Source organism: Bradyrhizobium aeschynomenes, from assembly GCF_013178945.1.
GTDB classification, from domain to species: Bacteria; Pseudomonadota; Alphaproteobacteria; order Rhizobiales; family Xanthobacteraceae; genus Bradyrhizobium; species Bradyrhizobium aeschynomenes.
Window position 1 is genome coordinate 599,855 of sequence record NZ_JABFDM010000002.1, and the last position, 20,447, is coordinate 620,301.

Sequence of the window (20,447 nt, forward strand, 5' to 3'; positions counted from 1 at the left end):
CGGCGTTCGTGGCGGCGCTCGGTGCCCGCCACAATCGTCATTGCGAGCGAAGCGAAGCAATCCAGGGCCCAACCTAGCTCTCTGCTTTCAAATGATCCGCGCCACCAGCGGCACTCGCCGCAACAGCGCGGCCGCTCCCCAGCTCACGAACAGCGTGCCCACCAGCACGATCGCGAACTTCACCGCGGCCGGCCACGCCGGATCGAACACCAGATATTGCAGCCAGAGCAACGGCAGGAAGTGCAGGAGATAAATGCCGTAGGCCGAGGGCTGCATGCGGTCCATCAGCGACAGCGTCGCCCTCGCCCAGCGCAGGAAGAAGGTCGGCACGCCGAACGCCATCGACGCGCAGAAGCTCGCGACCGTGCACCCGTAGGCGGCCCGCCACCACAGCGGCGGCGAGTCGAAATCGGCGATCCAGTTGTGGTGGGCGTAGGCGAGCAGCAGGATCAGGCCGTAGCAGCCATAAGACAGGCCGAACCACACCGCCCAGCGCTGCACCAGCGCGCCGTCCTGCGAGAACGGTCCGGTGCGCAGGCCGGCGGCGCCGATCGCAATGCCGGCGATGAAGAACGTCGGATAGAGCAGCGCACGGCTGGCCTGCAACGGCAGCGGGAAATGGCCCGGCATGAACCACAGCCCATCGCCGAAGCCGAGATGCGGCGGCAGATAGGCGGCGTTGGCGAGCACGAGGAAAACGGCAAAGCCCGTGAGTGGCGCGCGCAGCAGCGTGCCGGCCAAGCGGCCGAGCGCCGGGATTGTCCGCGGCGCCAGAGTCCATGCGAGGGCAGCGAACAGGTCGAAGATCAGCAGCACGCCGAGAAACCATGCCGAGCCCGACGGCCATGGGCCTGTGGTGATCATGCGCTCCCACACCGTCGTGAATTGGTCCTCCGCGACATAGTAGCGATAATAGGCGATCGGCATGATGACGAAGATCGAGACGATGTAGGGCACGCCGAGCCGCAGCGCGCGGCGCCCGAGATATCCGGACGCGCCCCTTCTCGCCAGGCTCGCGGGCACGAACAGGCCGGAAATGAAGAACATGCACGACATGAAATAGCTGTCGTTGAAAAGCGCGACGAGATCGAAACCGAGCCAGTGCATGCGGTCGCCGCCCTGGCCGAAATAGGTGTAGTTGATCGCGGCGTGATACAGCACGACCGAGAGCGTGATAAAAGTCCGGGCCCGGTCGAGCGGGACGATGCGCTCGCCCGCCGTCTCGGCCTGCTGCAGGTTCGGGTTCACGCGGTCATGCATGGGTCCAGCTTCAGTCCATCAGACGCGATCATCGGCATCAACCTTCAATATACGTCGCGCCGCGCCTGGCCGATATCATGCTCGAGTATGCGAGCCGTGTGCCAACACGGGGCTCATCACGAACGCGTCATCGCAGATCCGACAGCGGACGGCTGGGAATAAACCGCCGGCTTCTCCGCTCTCCTCACCCGCAAGCCTCGAGTGAGGGCAACGGGAGAGCACGATGAGCTTCGATGATCACGACGAGCGCGGCCTCAGCCGCCGCCGGGTTTTGGAATGCATGACCTGGGCCGGCACCGGCGTGCTCTGGACCTTGTCGGGCGGCGTGCCGCGCTCGCTGGGCCTGATCGACGCGGCGCAGGCGGCCGAACAACAGGCCTCTGGCCTCACCTTCCTGCAGATCAGCGACAGCCATGTCGGCTTCGACAAGCCGGCCAATCCCAACGCGATCGGGACGCTGGAGGAAGCCGTCAACAGGATCAAGGCGATGCCGAAGAAGCCGGCCTTCATGATCCACACCGGCGACATCTCGCATCTGTCGAAGGCGGCGGAGTTCGACGACGCCGACCGCATCATCTCGCAGACCCGGCTCGACGTGCATTACGTGCCGGGCGAGCATGATTTCCTCGACGAGGACGTCAAGCTCTACAAGGAGCGCTACGGCAAGGGCACGCGCGGCGCCGGCTGGTATTCGTTCGACGCCAACGGCGTGCATTTCATCGGGCTCGTCAACGTCGTCGATCTCAAGGCCGGCGGGCTCGGCAATCTCGGTGCTGAACAGTTGGCCTGGCTGGAGCAGGACCTGAAGGGCCGCTCGAAATCGACGCCGATCGTGGTGTTCGCGCACATCCCGCTGTGGACGGTGTATCCACAATGGGGCTGGGGCACCGAGGATGGTGGCCGCGCGCTGGATGTCCTGAAGGGCTTCGGCTCGGTGACGGTGCTGAATGGCCACATCCACCAAGTGATGCAGAAGGTCGAAGGCAACGTGACCTTCCACACCGCGCGCTCGACCGCCTTCCCGCAGCCGGCGCCGGGCACCGCGCCCTCGCCCGGCCCGATGAAGGTCGAGGATGCCAAGCTGCGCAGCCTGCTCGGCATCGCCAGCATCGACTTCAAGGTCGGCGTCGAGCGGCTCGCGATCATCGACACACCGCTGGCGGGCTGAGGATCGATCGCATGACGATATCAGTATCGCTCGGGCGAAGCATCCGCCTCGCCCTCACCGCCGCCGTGCTCGGCATCGCGCCGCTGCACGCCGAGACCATCAAGGTCACGATCGACAACTTCACCTTCGCGCCGGCAGAGGTGACGGTGAAGGTCGGCGACACCGTCACCTGGACCAATCACGACGACATTCCACATACGGTGGTGTCGGCGGGCAAGTACCGCTCGAAGACACTCGATACCGATGACAGCTTCTCGTTCACTTTCGTGTCCCGCGGCGACTACAAGTACTTCTGCTCGCTGCATCCGCACATGACTGGGATGGTCAAGGTTGAGTAGCGTCACGAACCAGGGCATGAGAACAGCATCAGGACCGGGCCGGCAGCGAACTGCCGCCCCGGCCGTGACGTCGCGAACCGAACCGGAAAGGACGCCGGTGCCCCCATCGCCTGACGATTCCGAGCGAGCACGGCGCTTTCGAGAGGCGGCGCTGCCCTGTCTGGACGACGTCTACACGCTGGCGCGCTATCTGCTGCGCAATCCCGCAGACGCTGAGGACGCCGTGCAGGAATGCTATCTGCGCGCGCTGAAGCACTTCGACACCTATCGCGGCCCGGCGATGAAGCCGTGGCTGTTCGCGATCCTGCGCAACGTCTGCCACGCCGAGTTTGCCCGCCGCGCCGTCGCGCCGGTCAAGGCACTGGACGATGCGCCCGAGGCTGTCGAGCAGGCGCCAATCTGGCAGGAAATCGCCGAGACGCCGGAAGGCGCCGTGTTGCGTGAGCGCAACGCGTCGGCAATTCAACGGATGATCGAGACGCTCGCCGAGCCGTTTCGCGAGACCTTCGTGCTGCGCGAGATCAACAATCTGTCCTATCGCGAGATCGCGGAGGCCGCCGGCGTGCCGGTCGGCACCGTGATGTCGCGCCTCGCCCGCGCCCGCGCGATGCTGCGCGCCGCCTGGCTCGCGCAGGAGGAGCCACAATGATGACCTGCGATGAAGCCGAGATCCTGATCCACGCGCTCGCCGACGGCGAGCTCGACGCCGGCCACGCGCGCGAGGTCGAGGCCCATGTGGCGAACTGCCCGCGTTGCGCTTCGGAATTCGCGGCCATCAACGAAATGAAGCGGGCACTGGCCGGCACTGACCTGATTTACAAGGCGCCCGCCGCCTTGCGCCAGCGGATCGAGGCCGAATTGCCGCCCGCGCAGCCTTCCAACGTGACGCCGCTCGCCGGGGCGCCGAGCCGCCGCTCGTTGCTGAAAGGCTTTGCCATCGGCTCAGCCGTGTCGGCGCTGGCCGCCACCGGCCTCGTTGCCATCGTGCTGCGCAACGATGACCAGCAGCGCATCGAGGCTGAGATCGTCTCGGCGCATCTGCGCTCGCTGCAAGCCGGCCACCTCACCGACGTGGTCTCGACCGATCAGCACACGGTGAAACCGTGGTTCAACGGCAAGCTCGATGTCGCGCCACCGGTGATCGATCTCACGGCGCAGGGCTTCACACTGGTCGGCGGTCGTCTCGACTACGTCGATGCGCGCGCGATCGGCGCGGTCGTCTATCGCCGCCGCCAGCACGTGATCAATTTGTTCGTAGCGCAGACGTCCTCGACCGAGCGTCGCGCGGCAAAGCTGGATACGCTGCAAGGCTTCAACATCCGCTCGTGGCGCGACCGCGGCCTGAGCTACTGGGCGGTGAGTGACATCAATGTCGAGGAGCTCAACGAGTTCGGCGAACGGTTCGAGCGGGCGATGGGTGGGAGCAGCTGACTCTCTCGCGTCGTCATTGCGAGCGCAGCGAAGCAATCCAGAGTCCTTGCGCAGCCCTGGATTGCTTCGCTGCGCTCGCAATGACGGAGATTTTATCTGAAACCGTAGGGTGGGCAAAGCGAAGGGTGCCCACCGCGAACGAACGAGCAATCAGATGGTGGGCACGGCGCTCCCCGCCTTTGCCTCTCCTTCGCAGCCGCATCCCCCGCTGTCATGCCCACGCAGGCGGGCAGCCAGTACGCCGCGGCCCATCGAGCTGATCACAACTGTCTCGGCGTACTGGATCGCCCGGTCAAGCCGGGTGATGACAGCGAGTATGCCGCGAGGGCGCCTCTTTGTACTGACCAGCCGCTCGTTGTACTTACAAGCCGCTCGGCTCACGCCGACTTGCGGATGGCGTTGTCGACCAGGGTCTTGCCGAGCGACCAGATCGCGCCGGGGACCTTGTGGCTCTGGGCGATGACGTCATCGAAGGCGCGCTCGATCCAGGTGCAGTCCTCTTCCGTGATCGTCAACGGCGGCAGCAGCTTGATGGTGTGCAGGCCGTGGCCGGCGACCTGGGTCAGGATCTTGTGATCCTTGAACAGCGGCACCGTGATCAGCTGGCAGAACAGGCCCTTGTTGGCGCTTTCCAGCATGGTCCAGGACGCCTTGAGGCGCAGCGATTTCGGCGGACCGAACTCGACGCCGATCATCAGCCCCTTGCCGCGCACTTCCTTGAGCAGCTCGTAGCCGGGCACCATCCGCGTCAGCGCCAGCCGCAGCTCGGCGCCACGCTTGGCGGCGGCCTCGACCAGCTTCTCCGCCTTCATCACCTCGAGGGTCGCGATGCCCGCGGCCATGGCCAGATCGTTCTTGGCGAAGGTCGAGCCATGCACGACCGCGCGATCCATGCGGTTGAAGATCTTGTCGAAGATCTGCTTGCGCGTGAGCAGCGCGCCGACCGGAACGTGACCGCCCGACAGTGCCTTCGACAGCAGCACCATGTCAGGCTCGACATTCCAGTGTTCCACCGCGAGGAACCGACCGGTCCGGCCCATCCCCGTCTGGATCTCGTCGGCGATGAAGATGGTGCCGTATTTCTTGCAGAGCGCGGCGGCGCCGGGCAGGAACTCGTCGGAGGGCATGTTGACGCCCTTGCCCTGGATGGGCTCGACGATGAAGGCGGCGATCTCGCGGGACGACAGCGCCTGCTCGAGCGCAGCGAGATCGTTGAACGGAACCGCCGTGCAGCCCGGCAGCAGCGGCTCGAATCCGTTGCGGAAGTTCGGATCCTCGGTCAGCGACAGCGCGCCATAGGTCAGGCCATGATAGGAGTGCCCGCAATAGACGATGCCAGGCCGTCCCGTCGCGCCCCGCGCGAATTTGATTGCGGCTTCGACGGTCTCGGCACCCGAATTCGCGAAGAACACCTTGTCCAGGTACGGGACATATTCCAGCAGCCGCTCGGCAAGAACGCCCGCGAGCGTGGAGACATCGAGCTGGACGAGGTTCGGCAGGTCGCTGTCGAGAACGCTCTTCAGCGCGTCACGGAGAGTCGGATGGTTGCGCCCGATGGCGAAGACACCAAAACCGCTGAGCAGGTCAAGATAGCGGGCCCCGTCACGATCGTAGAGATACTGCCCTTGTCCCTTCTGGAACCCGACATCATATCCAATCGTTTTGAGAACCCGGACCAGTTGCTCGTTCAGATGCCGAGAGTGCATCGTGCTGCGCTGCGCTTGGCGCTCCACAAACATCTCGGAAACGTCTAGATTGGGTTTTAGCATCGGCTACATACTTCGGTTGATGGACGTGACGTCAACTGAAAACGCGCAATGCGGCGTTTTGCCCTCATTCGCACCATCAAAGCAAGCACGGGTTTCTGCCAATGTTGCATCGCCTTAGATCTCTCATGTCGACAACGATAGCATACTCCGCAGTGGTGTTCGCAGCAGGAATTTCTTCTGCGCTCGCGGCTGATCCCACAGGCGACTGGCGGGTCGCCGACGGCGTCGCCAACATCCGAGTCGCACAATGTAATGGCAGCATGTGGGGCGTGGTGGCCTGGGAAAAGACCCCGGGCGGCCGGGACGCCAACAATCCCGATCCCGCCCGGCAAAGCCGGCCGACGCTCGGCATGCCGATCCTGATCGACATGAAGAAGAAGCCGGGCGCCGAGGCGTGGGAAGGCCAAGTCTACAACGCCAAGGACGGCCAGCTCTACAGTTCGACGATCACGCCGACCGACGCCGATCATCTGGAAATCAAGGGCTGTGTGCTCGGCTTCCTGTGCGGCGGCGAGACCTGGACGCGGGTCGGCCCGCCGATCCCGTCGAGCCCCGTCAACAGCATGGCCAAAGGTACACAGAAACCAATTGCGCCCGCCCCTGCTCCGGCTCCGAAAGCGGCAGCCGGCCACAGTAGCGGCACGGTTGCCGCGGCCAGACCGGCGCCGAAGCCCGCCGATCAAATCGGCGACATCTGCCTGCTGCCCGACGTGGCACGGCCCCGCTAAGTCGTCCGATACCCATCAATAAAAAAGCGGCCGAGGGCATCGGCCGCTTTTTCCTTTTTGCGACTCGCTCGCCTTTATTGTTCGTGGACCTCGCGGGGCTTGCCCATCAAGGCCGGCTGGAACAGCAGCACCGCAGCGAGCGTGGTGACGAGCGACAACGCCAGCAGCTTGCCCATGCTGGATGTGCCGGGATGGCTCGACAGCCACAGGCTGCCGAAAGCGGTCGCCGTCGTCAGCGCACTGAAGAAGATCGCCCGGGTCAGGCTGGTCTGCAGCAAATTGGTGCGGCCGCCACGCCACGCCACCACGTAGTAGATCTTGAACGCGACACCGATGCCGAGCAGCAGCGGCAGCGCGACGATATTGGCGAAGTTCAGCGGCAGCTTGATCAGGACGCAGATCTCGAGCGTGACGGCGCCGGCAACCAGGAGAGGTACCAGCGTCATCAGCACGTCGGAGAAGCGCTTCAGGGTGACCCACAACAGCAGGCTGATCACGACCAGCGAGTAGATGCCGGCGTGGATGAACGCCTTCACGATCGTGTCACCCGACTTCAGGATCGACACCGGGCCGCCGATCGCATTGGGCTCCGCCGTCAGCACGGCATTCGCGAACCGCCTGAGATTGTCGTTGTCGTTCGGATCGCCCTTGGGCTGCGCCTCGACGCGAATCAGGCCGTCCTTGCTCTTCCACTGCGACACGAGCTCAGGCGGCAGATTGGCCAAGGTGACCGGCTGCGCCTGTAGCGTGGCGCTGAGTTGCTCAAGCGTGATCTTCCACGGCTCGACGAACACGGACTGGGCCTTGCTCCGCACCGCTTCGCTCGCGCCCGCGAGCTTGGCAAGCGCGTCCGCGAGGCGCCGCGCCGCCGCAGCGCCGGGTCCCTTGTCTTCCCCGGCCGTGCGCCGAAGATTGTCGACGGTCGAGTTCAGCGCCTCGATGTTCTCCTTGTCGCTCGGTGCGGCATCGACCTGATCGGGATTGAGTGCCGGTCCCAGCACCTTGGCGCCCTGGGCGATCAGCTTCAGCTTGGCCGGCTGGTCCTGGGGCACGAAGCTGTCGAGCGACATCACGCGCGCCACTTCCGGCAGCTTCTCGAGCTTGGCCTCGATCGCCTTCGCTTCGCTCTCCGAGCGGGTCAGCACGTCGATCGCGTTCGCCCCGGTGTTCGGATCCTTTCGCAGATCGAGATAGGTCGCAATCGACTCGGCGTGGGGATTGCGCAGGTTCATCGGGTTGAAGTCGAACTTCATGTAGTAGAGCAGCGGCAGACCGGCGATGACGAGGCCGAGGGTGCCGACGATGATCGGCACGCGGTGTTTCTCGAGGAATTCATCGACCGGTGCCAGGAAGGCGTAGCCGACCGGCTCCTTCTCGCCGGGCGGATTGAGGATCTTGAGCAGCGCCGGCAGCACCGTGATCGAGGACAGGAAGGCGATGATCATGCCGGCGCCTGCGATGGCGCCGAGCTCGGAAATACCCTTGTAGTCGGTCGGCAGGAAGCACAGGAAGCCGGCAGCCGTCGCCATCGCCGCGAGCGACAGCGGCACCGCGGAGCGCCGCGCGGCTTCGGCGAGCGCCTCGGGCAGGTCGTCATTCTTGAAGCGTTCGGAGCGATAGCGCACGCTGAACTGGATGCCGAAATCGACGCCGAGTCCGATGAACAGCACGGCGAAGGCGACCGACAGCAGATTGAGCGATCCGACCATCATCAGGCCGACCGCCGTGGTGATGGCAAGGCCGATGAACAGGTTGACGAACACCGCCGAGATGATCTTGGCCGAATGCAGCGCCAGCCACAGGATGATCAGCACGACCACCACGGTGCCGATGCCGTTGACGACGGCGCCCTCCTGCACGGTGGCGTATTCCTCGTTGGCGATCGGCACCGGCCCGGTCAGGCGCACGCGGGCGTGAAAGCGGTTAGGGAAATCGAGCTCGGCCGCGGCTTGGCGGATCGCATCGGTCGCCGCCTTGCCGGGCTCCAATGCCTGGTAGTCGAGGATCGGCTTGAACTGGATGAAGGCGCGCTTGTCGCTGTCATCGAGCGGCTTGTCGGAGATCAGCTGACGCCAGGAGAAGGTCGCATCGCCCTTGTCGAGCACGGTCTCGACGGTCTGCGAGATGTAGTCGAACGGACGCGCGGCATTGTCGAGCTTGACCTGGCCGCGCTTGACGCCCGCAAGGCCGGTCTCGAGCGCGCCGGTCAGACCGCGGATCGATGGATCGCCGGCCATGATCTCGACCAGCGGCGCCGCCGCGGTGAACTGCTCGGTGAGCTGCTTGACCTCCTCCGTCGGCAGGAACAGCAGGCCATTCCGGGCGAAGAACTCGCCGCCGCCGAGCAGCTCCACGGACGAGAAGTTGGCGGTGTCGCCCTTGAGCTTCTTGGCGAGCGCGTCAGCCGCCACACCGGTCAGCTCGGGGGTCGCGGCCTCGACCACGCCCAGGATCATGCGGTCGCGATCGAACGCCTGCTCATACTGCTGGTCGCGCTTGCGCCAGTCGAGCTCCGGGGAGATCAGCTTGTTGATGTCGGTGTTGATCGAAAAATGACGCGCCGTGTAGACGCCCGCGCCCACCGACAAGAGAAGGCCTGCAATCAATGTCGGCCATGCGAACCGGGTGCAGGCCTTGACGATCGAGACGACAAACGTGGTCAGCACTTCGTGACTTTCTAAGGTTTAAAGAGCTGGGCGGAAACGTCCGCTTCATGGCGGAGTTCCCTGGCCAGCGCCAGCTCGGAGCAAGCCCCTGGCCGGGTCTGGCCCAGCCTTCGGCGAGGAGGATGGGTCCCTGGACGGCGGATCAGGTCGAACGATGCGCGGAACCGTCGGGGCGGCTGATATAGCGGCTGTTCTCGGCGGTAAAGTGACGAACGAGTGAGAGTATAAGTAGCTCAGTTGATTGAATTAATTTATAATTACTTAGATACCGTTGAGAATTGCATCGCTGTGTGTCGGCGGTCACATGCGATCGAGTTGCAAACCGGCTTTCCTCTCTGCTCGATTTTTGACACAAAGCCCTGCGCTTCCATGGTCATGCGGGCAAATTGGGGCATTCGCCTGGTGCGGATATTGCACCCCACTCGCACGCACGGAGGTGGCAGGTCGAAAGTGAGGCAACGTGGCTGACGGACGTCCCTTGCAGGTGTATCTCGCGCAACCGCGCGGTTTTTGTGCTGGCGTCGTGCGCGCGATCGAGATTGTCGAGCGCGCGCTGGAGAAGTACGGCCCGCCGGTCTATGTGCGTCACGAGATCGTGCACAACAAGCACGTGGTCGAGAGCTTGAAGGCCAAGGGCGCTGTTTTCGTCGAGGATCTATGCGAGGTGCCGCCGCGCGCCGTCACCGTGTTCAGCGCCCATGGCGTGGCGCGGACGGTCGAGGAGGAAGCTGCGGCCCGCGGGCTGCCCGTGCTCAACGCCACCTGCCCGCTGGTGACCAAGGTCCACAATCAGGGCAAGCGCTACATGGCCAAGGGCCGTACCCTGGTGTTGATTGGCCATGCCGGACATCCGGAGGTTGAGGGAACGATGGGACAAGTCCCCGGACCAGTGTACCTGGTGCAGAACACCGCCGATGTGGCGGCCCTGCCCCTGCCGCTGGACACCCCGATGGCCTATATCACCCAGACAACGCTGAGCGTGGACGACACCAAGGACATCATTTCAGCCCTCCAGGCCCGCTTTACAGACCTTCAAGGTCCCGATATCCGGGATATCTGCTATGCGACACAGAACCGGCAATCTGCGGTAAGGGACTTGGGCAAGCTGGTGGACGTCATCCTGGTGGTGGGCGCCGCCAACAGCTCCAACTCGAACAGACTGCGCGAGATCGGCACCGAGGCCGGGATCGCGAGCTATCTGATCGCAGACGGGAGCGAGCTGAATCCGGTTTGGCTGAAGGACGCCAAGGCCGTCGGCATCACCGCCGGCGCCTCGGCCCCTGAAGTGCTCGTCGACGACGTGATACAGGCTTTGCGGCGCATCGGACCGGTTGAGGTCGCGGTGGTCCCGGGGCGGGAAGAAAACATCGAATTCCGCCTGCCGGCCGAGCTGGTCGCGGGCTGATCGGTCCTCGTTTGGTCCAGAAAGAAGAGACGTAATGGCAATCCCCTTCCATAAGGAACTGCGTATCGGGGCCTATCTGATGAAGCAGAAGCTTCTCGGCCGCAAACGCTATCCGCTCGTGCTGATGCTGGAGCCGCTGTTCCGCTGCAACCTGGCCTGCGCCGGCTGCGGCAAGATCGACTATCCCGATGCGATCCTCAACCGCCGCATGAGCGCGCAGGAGTGCTGGGACGCGGCCGACGAGTGCGGCGCGCCGATGGTGGCGATCCCCGGCGGCGAGCCGCTGATCCACAAGGAGATCGGCGAGATCGTCCGCGGCCTGGTCGCCCGCAAGAAATTCGTCTCGCTCTGCACCAACGCGCTGCTGCTCGAGAAGAAGCTCGATCTGTTCGAGCCGTCGCCGTATCTGTTCTTCTCGGTGCATCTCGACGGCCTGCGCGAGCATCACGACAAGGCGGTGTCGCAGAAGGGCGTGTTCGACCGCGCCGTCTCCGCGATCAAGGCCGCCAAGGCGCGCGGCTTCACGGTCAACGTCAACGCCACCGTGTTCGACGGCCACCCGGCCGAAGAGATCGCGAAATTCCTGGACTTCACCACCGAGCTCGGCGTCGGCGTCACCATGTCGCCCGGCTATGCCTATGAGCGCGCGCCGGACCAGGAGCACTTCCTGAACCGCACCAAGACCAAGCAGCTGTTCCGCGATGTCTTCAAGCTCGGCAAGGGCAAGAAGTGGAACTTCATGCATTCCGGCCTGTTCCTGGACTTCCTCGCCGGCAACCAGGAGTTCGAGTGCACCCCCTGGGGCATGCCCGCGCGCAACATCTTCGGCTGGCAGAAGCCCTGCTATCTGCTCGGCGAAGGCTTCACCAAGACCTTCAAGGAGCTGATGGAGACCACCGACTGGGACTCCTACGGCACCGGCAAGTACGAGAAGTGCGCCGACTGCATGGCGCATTGCGGCTACGAGGCCACCGCAGCGAACGCTGCGCTGAGCAACCCGATCAAGGCGATGGCCGTGTCGCTGCGCGGCATCCGCACCGAGGGCCCGATGGCGCCGGAGATCGACCTCTCCAAGCAGCGCCCGGCGCAGTACGTGTTCTCCTCCGAGGTGCAGAAGCGTCTCTCCGAGATCCGCCGCGACGAGGCCGTCGAGGCGCAGCAGAAGGCGTCGACCGCGGCTTGAGCCGCCCGACCATCAGACCACAGCGAAACGGCCGCCGGGGCAACCGGCGGCCGTTTTCGTTGAGGTGCTATGGGCTCGTAGGCGCGCCCAGTCCCAGTGCAGGCATTGCGCCTCTGAGCGAAGCTCTCTCCACACGTCATTGCGAGCGCAGCGAAGCAATCCAGGTTCCGCACACCACTCTGGATTGCTTCGCTGCGCTCACAAGGACGGAGCAAGCGGGATTATCGGGGCCTTAGCCGATAAAGCCGACGATCATTCGCCAGCCGGAGCCCTACGCCTCGGCGGCGGCCAAGGTCTCGGACTCGAGGAAATGCTCGGCCGCGAGCAGACCGCTCAGCAGCAGGTCCCGGGCGCCGCGGAGCGAGCGGAGGGCGCGGTTGAACTCGATGCCCGTCGACACCAGGCCGCCCAGCACGGTCGGATTGCGGGCGAGGCCGCGCAGGATCATCGGCAGGTCGATGTCGCCGTTCGGCTTGATGGCGTCCTTGGCGAGCGACGGCAGCGTGCGATGGGCGGGATCGGAGATCACGCGCAACGCGGCGAAGGGCAGCCCGTATTCGGCGGCATAGGCGGCGGCGATGTGGCTCTCCATGTCGACGGCGGCCGCACCGGTCTTCATGCGCAGCGCGGCCTTGCGGGCCTGCGCCACCACCACCTCTTCGGCGCCGGCAAGCACGCCGCGCACGACACGGCGCTTCTTCAGGGCGGCGCGGGCAATATGCTCCTCGCGCAGCGACAGGCCGGAGAGCCAGCGGGCGTCACCGGCGGTCACTTCGGTCGCGACGACGATGTCGCCGGCCTTCAGGCTCGGATCGAGGCCGCCGGCCACGCCGAAGCTCACGACGCCGCGGATCGAGGTGGGATCGAACACGGTGAGCAGCGAGCGCAATTGCTTGGGATCGCTCGAGCTGCAGATGACCATCATGCCGGGCCCGGCCGCAATGCGGGCCTCCTGCACCAATCCCGTCACGACCAAGACCGGCCGCGGATCAATCGGGCGATCCGCGGACGTTTCGTCCCCCATCCCCAACTTCACAATCCGACCCCTGACACCTTATTCGACATCACTTGCCGACGTCGCTTCGTCATTGTTCCAAGCCCCAATCGCGGTGGCGCCAGAGCGGAAAGACCTTAACAAACCGAGGATTACGCAGAAAAAATCCGCGAGGAAACCCTGTTTGCGCCGCACTGCACCCGCACACCACGCGTTTTTTGCCCGGTGTTGCCATTTGGTCCCGCTCTCGCTGTTCCGCCCTGGAACAGGCCAGCGCCGGCTCAAACCGCTCAGGGAACTCTAAGCAAAAACTACGCCACGAAAATGTGAGAATCGCGACGCGGGCGGCATGGCCGTGCGGCCCAGATTCGGCATGAAGCCGGCCTGCTGGTCAGCCGCGCCCGAGCAGCAGGTCCGCGGCGCGATCGCCGGAGCGCACCGAGCCCTCGATCGTGGCCGGCAGGCCGGTGTCGGTCCAGTCGCCAGCCAGTGCGAGGTTGCCGAATGGCGTCTTCACGCCCGGGCGCAGCGCGTTCTGCTCCGGCGTCGCCTCGAAGGTGGCCCGGCGCTCACGCACGATCTGCCACGGCGGCAGCTCGCCCGAGATCCCGGCGGCCTTGCAGACGTCCGCCCAGATGGCGGCCGCGAGCTCCTCTCTGGGCATGTCGACCAGACGGTCGCCATTGCTGATGGTGACGGAGAGCCGCTGCGGGAAGGCGAACAGCCATTCGACCAGGCCGCCGACGACGCCGAGCAGTGGCGGCGAATCCTTCGGCGGCGTGATGCGGAAATGGGCATTGACGATGGCGCGATACTTGGTCGGCCCGGTCAGTCCCGGCAGCAGTGCCATGGCGGGTCGCGGTGGCACCGCCAGCACGACGACATCGGACGACCCGAGCGCGACGGTCTCGTCGCCGCCGAACTTGAGGCCGGTCACACGGCCGGCCTCACTCTCCAGCCCGCGCAACTCGCGGCCGATCCGGACGCTGCCGCCCTTGCCCTCCAGAAATTTGACCGCGGGGTCGATCAGCACGCCCGACAGGCCGTCGCGCGCGATCAGGGGACGACAGGCCTGCCCTCCCGCGAGCAAGGTCTCGCGGACGATGGCGCCGGCAAGCCCCGCCGAGCCTTCCGGCGGATCGCAGTTCAGCGCCGCCAGCAGCAGCGGCTGCACCAGCCGATCATACAGCGTGCCCTTGCAGGGAATGGTGCTGCCGATCGTCTTGTCGGTGCCGGCCCAGATCAGCGGCGACAGCGCGAGATAATCGCCGAGCCCGGTGTCAGGCACGCGGCGGCTCTCGTCGAACACCCACAGCGGCAGCCGGCCATTGCCGAGATCGAGCAGCCAGCGCTGCCCGGTCTTGACATCGACGAAGGCGAACTGCGCCTTCTCCGGCCCGACCAGCCCGGCCTCCGAGCCGATCGCGCGGGCATAGGACAGCACATGGTGATTGGCCGACAGCAGCAGATGATTGCCGTTGTCGATCACGAGATCAGTCGCGGCGTCGTAATAGGAGCGGCAGCGGCCGCCGAGCTGCTGCGTCGCCTCGTGGACATGGACGATGTAGCCCGCATTGGCGAGCCGCACGCCGGCGGAAAGGCCGGACACGCCGGCGCCGATGATGTGAGCTGTCTTCTGCATCAGATGATTGCGTAGCGGAGGATGATGCCGATCTTCGTGAGCTTGCTCACGCGGACGGGCTCGCGCGGCAGCGCGAAGCCTCGTTCGAGCAAGAGATCGAACACGGCACGATAATATTTCGACATGATCCGCGGCGCCCGCACGGCGCGCCGGCGATTTCGCCGCATGATCTCGTCGGCCTTCTCGAAATGCGTCTTCGCCCTGACCGCAACCGAGTTGCAGACCTTGGGCAGCGCGCGCTCCTGCATGACCTTGACCGGATCGTCGCCGGTGATGCCGGCGAACAGCAGCGCTTCGCGCGGCAGATAGAGCCGGCCGATCCCGGCATCCTCGTCGATGTCGCGCAGGATGTTGGTGAGCTGCAGCGCGCGGCCGAGATGGTGGGCGAGCAGGATGCCGTCCTCCTCGGGCATGCCGAAGATGCGCACCGAGAGACGGCCGACCGCGCTCGCGACGCGGTCGCAATAGAGGTCGAGCGTCGCGAGATCCGGCGCGCGGATCTCCTGCGGCACGTCCATCTCCATGCCGTCGATGATGGCGAGGAAGTCCTCGCGCTTCAGCCCGAACGTCTTCACAGAACCGGCATAGTCGCGCAGCCGCGGCGGCGGGTTGCCCTGGTACAGCGCATCGATGTCGTCGCGCCATTTCTGCAGCGCCGCCAGCCGCTCGGGCCGCGGGCCGTCGGAATCGGCGATGTCGTCGACCTCGCGGCAGAAGCTGTAGACCTGGAACATCGCATCGCGCTGGGCGCGCGGCAGGATGCGCATGGCGGCATAGAACGAGCTGCCGGACGCGGCGGTGCCGTGATCGACGTTGTCTGCAGTCGCCTCGAGGGTCATGCGCCGGCCGCCGATTTGCTGACGGGATGACGACCGGCCACGCGGCGGCCGATCTCACCCATGACCGACGTGAAGGTGAGGCCGAGCATGCCCGCAGGCGAAAGATGCACGCGCTGGCTGAGCGGATCGCGCACCTGGAGCAGCGCCACGATGCGGTCGGCGAAAGCCTGGATCACGGCAATCTCCAGTCCGAAGCGGAAATCCTTGACGCCGCTGTTGAGGTCCCTGCCCTCCTCGAGCAGCGCCGCGTTGCGGACGGCGAGCCTCTGCAGGCAGGTCAGCAGCGGCGGCGGCGACTTGGCCTCGCCGAGCATCTCGACCGTGGCGCCGGCCTCGGCCAGCGCATCGCGCGGGAGATACACGCGGTTGAGCGCCTTGTAGTCCTTGCCGCAGTCCTGCAGGTGGTTGTTGATCTGCAAGCCGGCGCAGATCGCGTCCGACGCCGGCCAGGTCGCGGTCGACTCACCGTGCACATCCAGCATGAAGCGGCCGACCGGCATCGCCGAATAACGGCAGTAGTGGATCACTTCGTCCCAGTTCTCGTAGCGCAGCTTGGTCACGTCCATGCGGAAGGCGACCAGGAGATCGAGCGCGTGGCGCGGCGACATTCCGCGCGTGGCCAGCGCGCGACGCAAATTGACGGCGACGTCCTGGGTCTCGCCTGCCCCGGTGAGCTCGGCTTCCAGCAGATCGAGCAACCGCAACTTCTCGTCGCCCGGCAGACTCGGATGATCGGCGATGTCGTCGGCCGTGCGCACGAAATTGTAGAAGGCGAGGATCAGCCCTCGATGCTCCGGACGGATGATCCAGGAGGCCACCGGAAAGTTCTCGTCCCGGTGTGTCTTGCCGGATCGCAAATCGCTCGCGGTGGTCATGGACGAAACAGCTATCAGGTTGAAAGGGGCTTACGGAAAACAATGCCCGCCGCTTCGCTGATGCGAACGGATTGCTGGCCTCCATATAGGCGAAGATCCGGCCAAAACCAATGCAATCGATATCGGACAACCCATACGGCCCGGCCGCCGCTTCCCCTGACGGGGCGAGCCGGCGGCCGTTAACCAAGACAGATCGGAAGCAACGGCTCCGAACGGCAACCGCTTACTGGTTGTGGGTCTTCAGCACCTTGTCGCAATCCGCGCTGATCTTGGAGCGGTTCTCCTTCAGGCACGCCAGGATGGTGAAGTCACCCTGATCGATCACAGCACGGCAGAACTTCTGAACGTCACGCGTGCACGCCGCCTGCTCCTCGGCGGTCCCACGCGCGCCTTGCGCGAAGGCCCCGGTGGAAACGGTCAGCGACAGCAGGGAAAGTGCCAGGAAAATCTTACGCATCGTGTTCCTTCATTTTGACAGCAGAGGTCACCTCCCGGATCGCCGTCGCTGCCCGGGAAAAACCTGTTTGGTTTGGCAAGGACCGCAAGCCCCCCAGCGCCGGAGGTACGCTGCCAAATGCGGCCAAATTCGCGCCCTATGGTCCGAGCAGCTCAAGCTCGGCCATCACAGCTTTGGCACAAACAAGGCGTTGATACTAGGGCATTATTCTGAGGCCGCGTTTTTCGCATTTGGCTGTTGCAAGCATGCCGCGGCCACCGTTAGATGCGGCGGCCGCCGGGGGCTGCGGTTGCAGCGGTTTTGCGACGAAAGGCCTTTGGCCCGACCCATCGCACTGCAGGCGTGTTGACATCATGGCATCCGGTCGCACCGCCCGACCGGCCGTCATTTGAACCTAACCTTCGGCGAGAACACCAAAGTGTTCGAAGCGGCGTCACACGCCGGCACAACGGTGTCATTTTGGATGGGAAACTCGATATGAAACTGTTCGGCTCACCTTTCTCCGGGCGCCTCGTCAAGGCCGCCGGTCTCGGCGCAGCGCTGGTCATCTCGGCGACCGCCGTCCATGCGCAGTCGGGCCCGTTCGCCGGCTTCGACGGATCGTGGTCGGGCAACGGCACGGTCGCGCTGTCCGACGGCACCACCGAGCGCATCCGCTGCAAAGCCAGCTACAAGGTGGCCGGCGCCAATCTGAAGCAGAGTCTGCAATGCGCCAGCGACAGCTACAAGTTCCTGCTGTCCAGCGACGTCACCAGCCAGGGCGACCGCATCTCCGGAAACTGGAGCGAATCGAGCCGCAACGTGAACGGCGAACTGCAGGGCACCGCCGGCAACGGCCAGATCGACGTGTTCGTTCAGGCCGCCGGTTTCGCCGCCAGCATCACCCTGAAGACCAGCGGCAACAAGCAGGTCGTGCAGATCTCCTCGAAGGGCGAGATCCGCGGCGTCAACATCACGATGTCGAAGACCTGAGCCGCTTTATCAGCAGCTGAATACGCCAACGGCCCTGACGATGTCAGGGCCGTTTTGTTTTGTTGGCTGAAGCGTCGATGGAGGCTCGGAGTTCAAGCCCCGCTGTCATCGCCCGGCTTGACCGGGCGATCCAGTATTCCAGAGGCGGTCGTGATGGAGCCGATGGGCCGCGGCGTACTGAATCGCCCGGTCAAGCCGGGCGATGACAGTTGTGTGTGGATCTACAGCGCCGACCTCGCGGGCGATCACGGTATGCGCCGGGTTTGACCAAGCCCCTCGCCTCACACCGGCTTGCGCTTCAGCTTCTGCGACAGGTTGATCAGGAACATCGCCGTCGGGCGGAGGATGAAGAGATCCGCGAACAGCGCAGCCACCATCGAGAACGCGCTCAGCCAACCGAACAGCCGCAGCGACGGCAGGTCCGAGAACACGGTGACGACGAGGCCGCAGGCCAGCACCACCGTGGTGAGGATCAGCGCCGGACCGACCAGCACGGTGGCGCGCTCCACCGCGACGGCCGCGCTCACGCCCGGCGCGCTCTCCATCCGCAGACGGTTGAGGAAGTGAATGGTCGCCGACAGGCCGAGGCCGAAGGAGACCGTCAGCGCGACGACGCTGGCGAATTGCAGCCCCTCCCCCATCGCCCATAGCAGCGTTCCTGACATCACGACCGGGAAGATCCCCGGCAGGATACAGGCGAGCATCACCACCCAGGACCGGAAGGCGAGACCGATGAACATCGCCACCAGCGCGAACTCGATGGTGAGCCCGTGGTTCAGCTTCTGGATCATGCTGGCGGAGTTGCGCGCGGCGATCGCGGCAAGGCCGGTGACCGCGACCTCATAGCCGGGGTGCTTCTTGCGCACCGCGTCGAGTTCGTGATCGAGCTTGTCGACCACCGGCAGCAGCTGGCTGGAATCGAGGTCCGGCACGCGGCCGGCAACGACCACGGCGTCCTGCTCCTTGTCGATGAAGCGGCGCACCAGATGCTCGGGGATCAAGTTGACGTATTCCTGCAGGGTCGCGGTATCCGACGAGCCGGCCTTCTCTGCCAGCCAGCGCCGGAGCGTTTCCACCGACCACACGTTGCCGACGCCCGCCGTCTTCTCGACCGTGGCGTGAACGTCGGCGATCGTCTGCAACGTCTCCGGCGAATACAGGGAGGCGCCCTTGGGGAACTGGATCAGCACGTTGACCGGGTTGGCGCCGGTCAGCTTGGCGTCGAGACGATTGCTCGCCGCTACGGCCTGCTGCTTGTCCGGCACTTGGTCGGCGAGACGGTAGCGCGGCTCCAGGCTCGCATAGACCACCGCCAGACCGCCGACGAACACCACCGCGATCAGGCTGAACAGCCCGGGCCGGCCGACCATGCGTACCGCGATCCAGTAGCAGAAATTGCGCAGCGCCTGGACGCCGGCATCGGCGCCCTGGAATTTGACGGCGAACGTCTTTTCGTTGCGCACCAGCAGCACGCCGAAAACCGGCACCAGCGACAGCACCGCGATCAGCGCGATGATGGTGGCGGCGAGCCCCGCCTCACCGAACTTCCGGATCAGGTCGCTGTCGGAGAACTGCAGGGCGATGAAGGAAATGCCGGCTGTGGCGTGGGTCAGCACGCAGGCCGGGCCGACGACCAGCACGGCGTTCTTGAACGCCGTCACCTTGTCCTGCCCGGCGATCAGGCGGTCGCGGGCGGCGAAGGTGAGCTGCATCGAATCGGAGAAGCTGATGACCATGATGAGCGGCGTCATCACGTTCAGGAACATGTTGAGGTTGAAATTGGCCCAGCCGAGCGCGCCGAGCGCGAGCAGGATCGCGATCAGCGGCGGAAACGCCGCCGCGATCATGAAGGACACCTTGCGGAAGAAGATGATGGCAATGATACAGCCGGCGAGAATGCCGAGCACGTTGTAGGTCAGCCCGTCGCGCTCGACCGCGTTGCGGATCTCGAGCTGCATGACCGGCACGCCGGACAGCTGCACGTTGAGCCCGGTACTGGCGAGGTCGTCGGCCATCAGCTTTCTGATCTCGCCGACCACCTTGCCGAGGTCGTTCGAGGCGACCACCTTCGGCTCCAGCGACAAGACGATCAAAGCGAGCGTCCCGTCCTCCGACAACAGCTTGCCGCGGATGATCTCGTTGGATTTCACCGTCTCGATGAACTTGTCATAGGCCTCGCCCTCAGGGAGATCCGACGGGAAGAGCGCGGCCGGAAGCTTGCCGGGCGCCGGCGCCTGGCGGGCCGAGAACAGCGAGACCAGTCCGCGCGTCCCCTCGACCAGTTGCAGGTCGGTCACGAAGTCGCGAAGCTTCTCGAGGTTGGGCCGGGCGAGCAGGGTCTTGCCTTCGACCACGACGAGGACGTCGAACTCCTCGGCCGGGAACTTCTTCGTGACCTCTTCGTACTGGTGGAATTCCTTGCTGTCGGAGCGGAAAAGCTGGCTGAGCGAATCGTCGATCTGGATTCGCTTGATGCCGAAGACCGCGGCCACGATCAGGACCAGGAGGACGATGCAGGAGAGGATCGGCACCTTGACTGCGAGCAGGCCGACGCGCTCGATCCCAAAGGCGATGCTGTCGGCCGGCCGGTGCTCGACCTTCTCGACATGGACTTCGTTGTCGTGCCTGACTTCCAGCATGCGGGGTCCAGTGAGTTACGGCGTGGCCCAATTCGGGAGGCCTGAGCGCATAGGGCAGAAATAAGGCCGCTCAGCGAAGCA

General features: G+C 65.0%; 17 protein-coding genes. 8 read left to right on the top strand and 9 right to left on the bottom strand.

The window, feature by feature from the left end; all coding sequences use genetic code 11:
- Positions 1-87: 87 nt before the first annotated feature.
- Positions 88-1,260 carry an acyltransferase family protein gene (locus HL666_RS07390; RefSeq protein ID WP_172112080.1) on the bottom strand — a complete coding sequence of 391 codons (1,173 nt, stop codon included), beginning with the start codon at positions 1,258-1,260 and terminating at the stop codon, positions 88-90.
- Between the two features lie 223 nt (positions 1,261-1,483).
- On the opposite strand from HL666_RS07390, the gene HL666_RS07395 reads away from it, so the two are divergent.
- The 4 genes from HL666_RS07395 to HL666_RS07410 all read left to right on the top strand — a co-directional run bounded on the left by HL666_RS07395 (position 1,484) and on the right by HL666_RS07410 (position 4,197).
- Complete coding sequence (locus HL666_RS07395; RefSeq protein WP_172112079.1) at positions 1,484-2,428, top strand: metallophosphoesterase family protein; 945 nt, start codon at positions 1,484-1,486, stop codon at positions 2,426-2,428.
- A gap of 11 nt (positions 2,429-2,439) precedes the next feature.
- Positions 2,440-2,766, top strand: coding sequence for a cupredoxin domain-containing protein (locus tag HL666_RS07400; protein ID WP_172112078.1), 327 nt, complete (start codon positions 2,440-2,442; stop codon positions 2,764-2,766).
- Between the two features lie 97 nt (positions 2,767-2,863).
- Complete coding sequence (locus tag HL666_RS07405; RefSeq protein WP_172112077.1) at positions 2,864-3,415, top strand: sigma-70 family RNA polymerase sigma factor; 552 nt, start codon at positions 2,864-2,866, stop codon at positions 3,413-3,415.
- Positions 3,415-4,197, top strand: coding sequence for an anti-sigma factor family protein (locus HL666_RS07410; protein ID WP_172131118.1), 783 nt, complete (start codon positions 3,415-3,417; stop codon positions 4,195-4,197). The genes HL666_RS07405 and HL666_RS07410 overlap by 1 nt, the downstream gene beginning before the upstream one ends.
- Before the next feature lie 377 nt (positions 4,198-4,574).
- On the opposite strand, the gene hpnO is transcribed toward HL666_RS07410, so the two are convergent.
- Positions 4,575-5,966, bottom strand: a complete 1,392-nt coding sequence (gene hpnO, locus HL666_RS07415; protein WP_172112076.1) for an aminobacteriohopanetriol synthase HpnO — start codon at positions 5,964-5,966, stop codon at positions 4,575-4,577.
- 101 nt (positions 5,967-6,067) lie between these two features.
- Between hpnO and HL666_RS07420 the strand changes: the two genes are divergently transcribed.
- The gene (locus tag HL666_RS07420; RefSeq protein ID WP_172134228.1) at positions 6,068-6,694 is read left to right on the top strand and encodes a DUF2147 domain-containing protein; all 627 of its coding nucleotides are present in this window, start codon (positions 6,068-6,070) and stop codon (positions 6,692-6,694) included.
- Between the two features lie 74 nt (positions 6,695-6,768).
- Here the strand turns inward: HL666_RS07420 and hpnN are convergent, their stop codons facing one another.
- A complete protein-coding gene (gene hpnN, locus HL666_RS07425; protein ID WP_172112074.1) occupies positions 6,769-9,360 on the bottom strand; it encodes a hopanoid transporter HpnN in 2,592 nt (863 codons plus the stop codon).
- A gap of 478 nt (positions 9,361-9,838) precedes the next feature.
- Here hpnN and ispH point away from each other — a divergent pair, with 478 nt between their 5' ends.
- Together ispH and hpnH are read left to right on the top strand one after the other, a co-directional pair.
- Positions 9,839-10,765 (top strand): 4-hydroxy-3-methylbut-2-enyl diphosphate reductase, encoded by a 927-nt coding sequence (ispH, locus tag HL666_RS07430; RefSeq protein WP_172180642.1) that lies wholly within the window; start codon positions 9,839-9,841, stop codon positions 10,763-10,765.
- A gap of 34 nt (positions 10,766-10,799) precedes the next feature.
- Complete coding sequence (hpnH, locus tag HL666_RS07435) at positions 10,800-11,948, top strand: adenosyl-hopene transferase HpnH (RefSeq protein ID WP_172180643.1); 1,149 nt, start codon at positions 10,800-10,802, stop codon at positions 11,946-11,948.
- Positions 11,949-12,219: 271 nt separating this feature from the next.
- On the opposite strand, the gene HL666_RS07440 is transcribed toward hpnH, so the two are convergent.
- The 5 genes from HL666_RS07440 to HL666_RS07460 all read right to left on the bottom strand — a co-directional run bounded on the left by HL666_RS07440 (position 12,220) and on the right by HL666_RS07460 (position 16,755).
- On the bottom strand, positions 12,220-12,984 hold the full coding sequence (locus HL666_RS07440; protein ID WP_376698580.1) for a phosphorylase: 765 nt from the start codon (positions 12,982-12,984) through the stop codon (positions 12,220-12,222).
- A gap of 349 nt (positions 12,985-13,333) precedes the next feature.
- Positions 13,334-14,584, bottom strand: a complete 1,251-nt coding sequence (hpnE, locus tag HL666_RS07445) for a hydroxysqualene dehydroxylase HpnE (protein WP_172180645.1) — start codon at positions 14,582-14,584, stop codon at positions 13,334-13,336.
- On the bottom strand, positions 14,584-15,423 hold the full coding sequence (gene hpnD / locus HL666_RS07450) for a presqualene diphosphate synthase HpnD (protein ID WP_172112069.1): 840 nt from the start codon (positions 15,421-15,423) through the stop codon (positions 14,584-14,586). Before hpnD ends, hpnE begins: the two co-directional genes overlap by 1 nt.
- Positions 15,420-16,298: a squalene synthase HpnC gene (gene hpnC, locus HL666_RS07455; RefSeq protein WP_172112068.1), complete on the bottom strand. Its 879-nt coding sequence runs from the start codon at positions 16,296-16,298 to the stop codon at positions 15,420-15,422. Before hpnC ends, hpnD begins: the two co-directional genes overlap by 4 nt.
- A 223-nt stretch (positions 16,299-16,521) precedes the next feature.
- On the bottom strand, positions 16,522-16,755 hold the full coding sequence (locus HL666_RS07460; protein WP_172112067.1) for a hypothetical protein: 234 nt from the start codon (positions 16,753-16,755) through the stop codon (positions 16,522-16,524).
- 477 nt (positions 16,756-17,232) lie between these two features.
- Between HL666_RS07460 and HL666_RS07465 the strand changes: the two genes are divergently transcribed.
- On the top strand, positions 17,233-17,727 hold the full coding sequence (locus tag HL666_RS07465; protein ID WP_172134224.1) for a hypothetical protein: 495 nt from the start codon (positions 17,233-17,235) through the stop codon (positions 17,725-17,727).
- Between the two features lie 281 nt (positions 17,728-18,008).
- Here the strand turns inward: HL666_RS07465 and HL666_RS07470 are convergent, their stop codons facing one another.
- Entirely contained in the window at positions 18,009-20,366 is a 2,358-nt protein-coding gene (locus HL666_RS07470; RefSeq protein ID WP_172180646.1) for an efflux RND transporter permease subunit, read from the bottom strand.
- Positions 20,367-20,447: the final 81 nt, after the last annotated feature.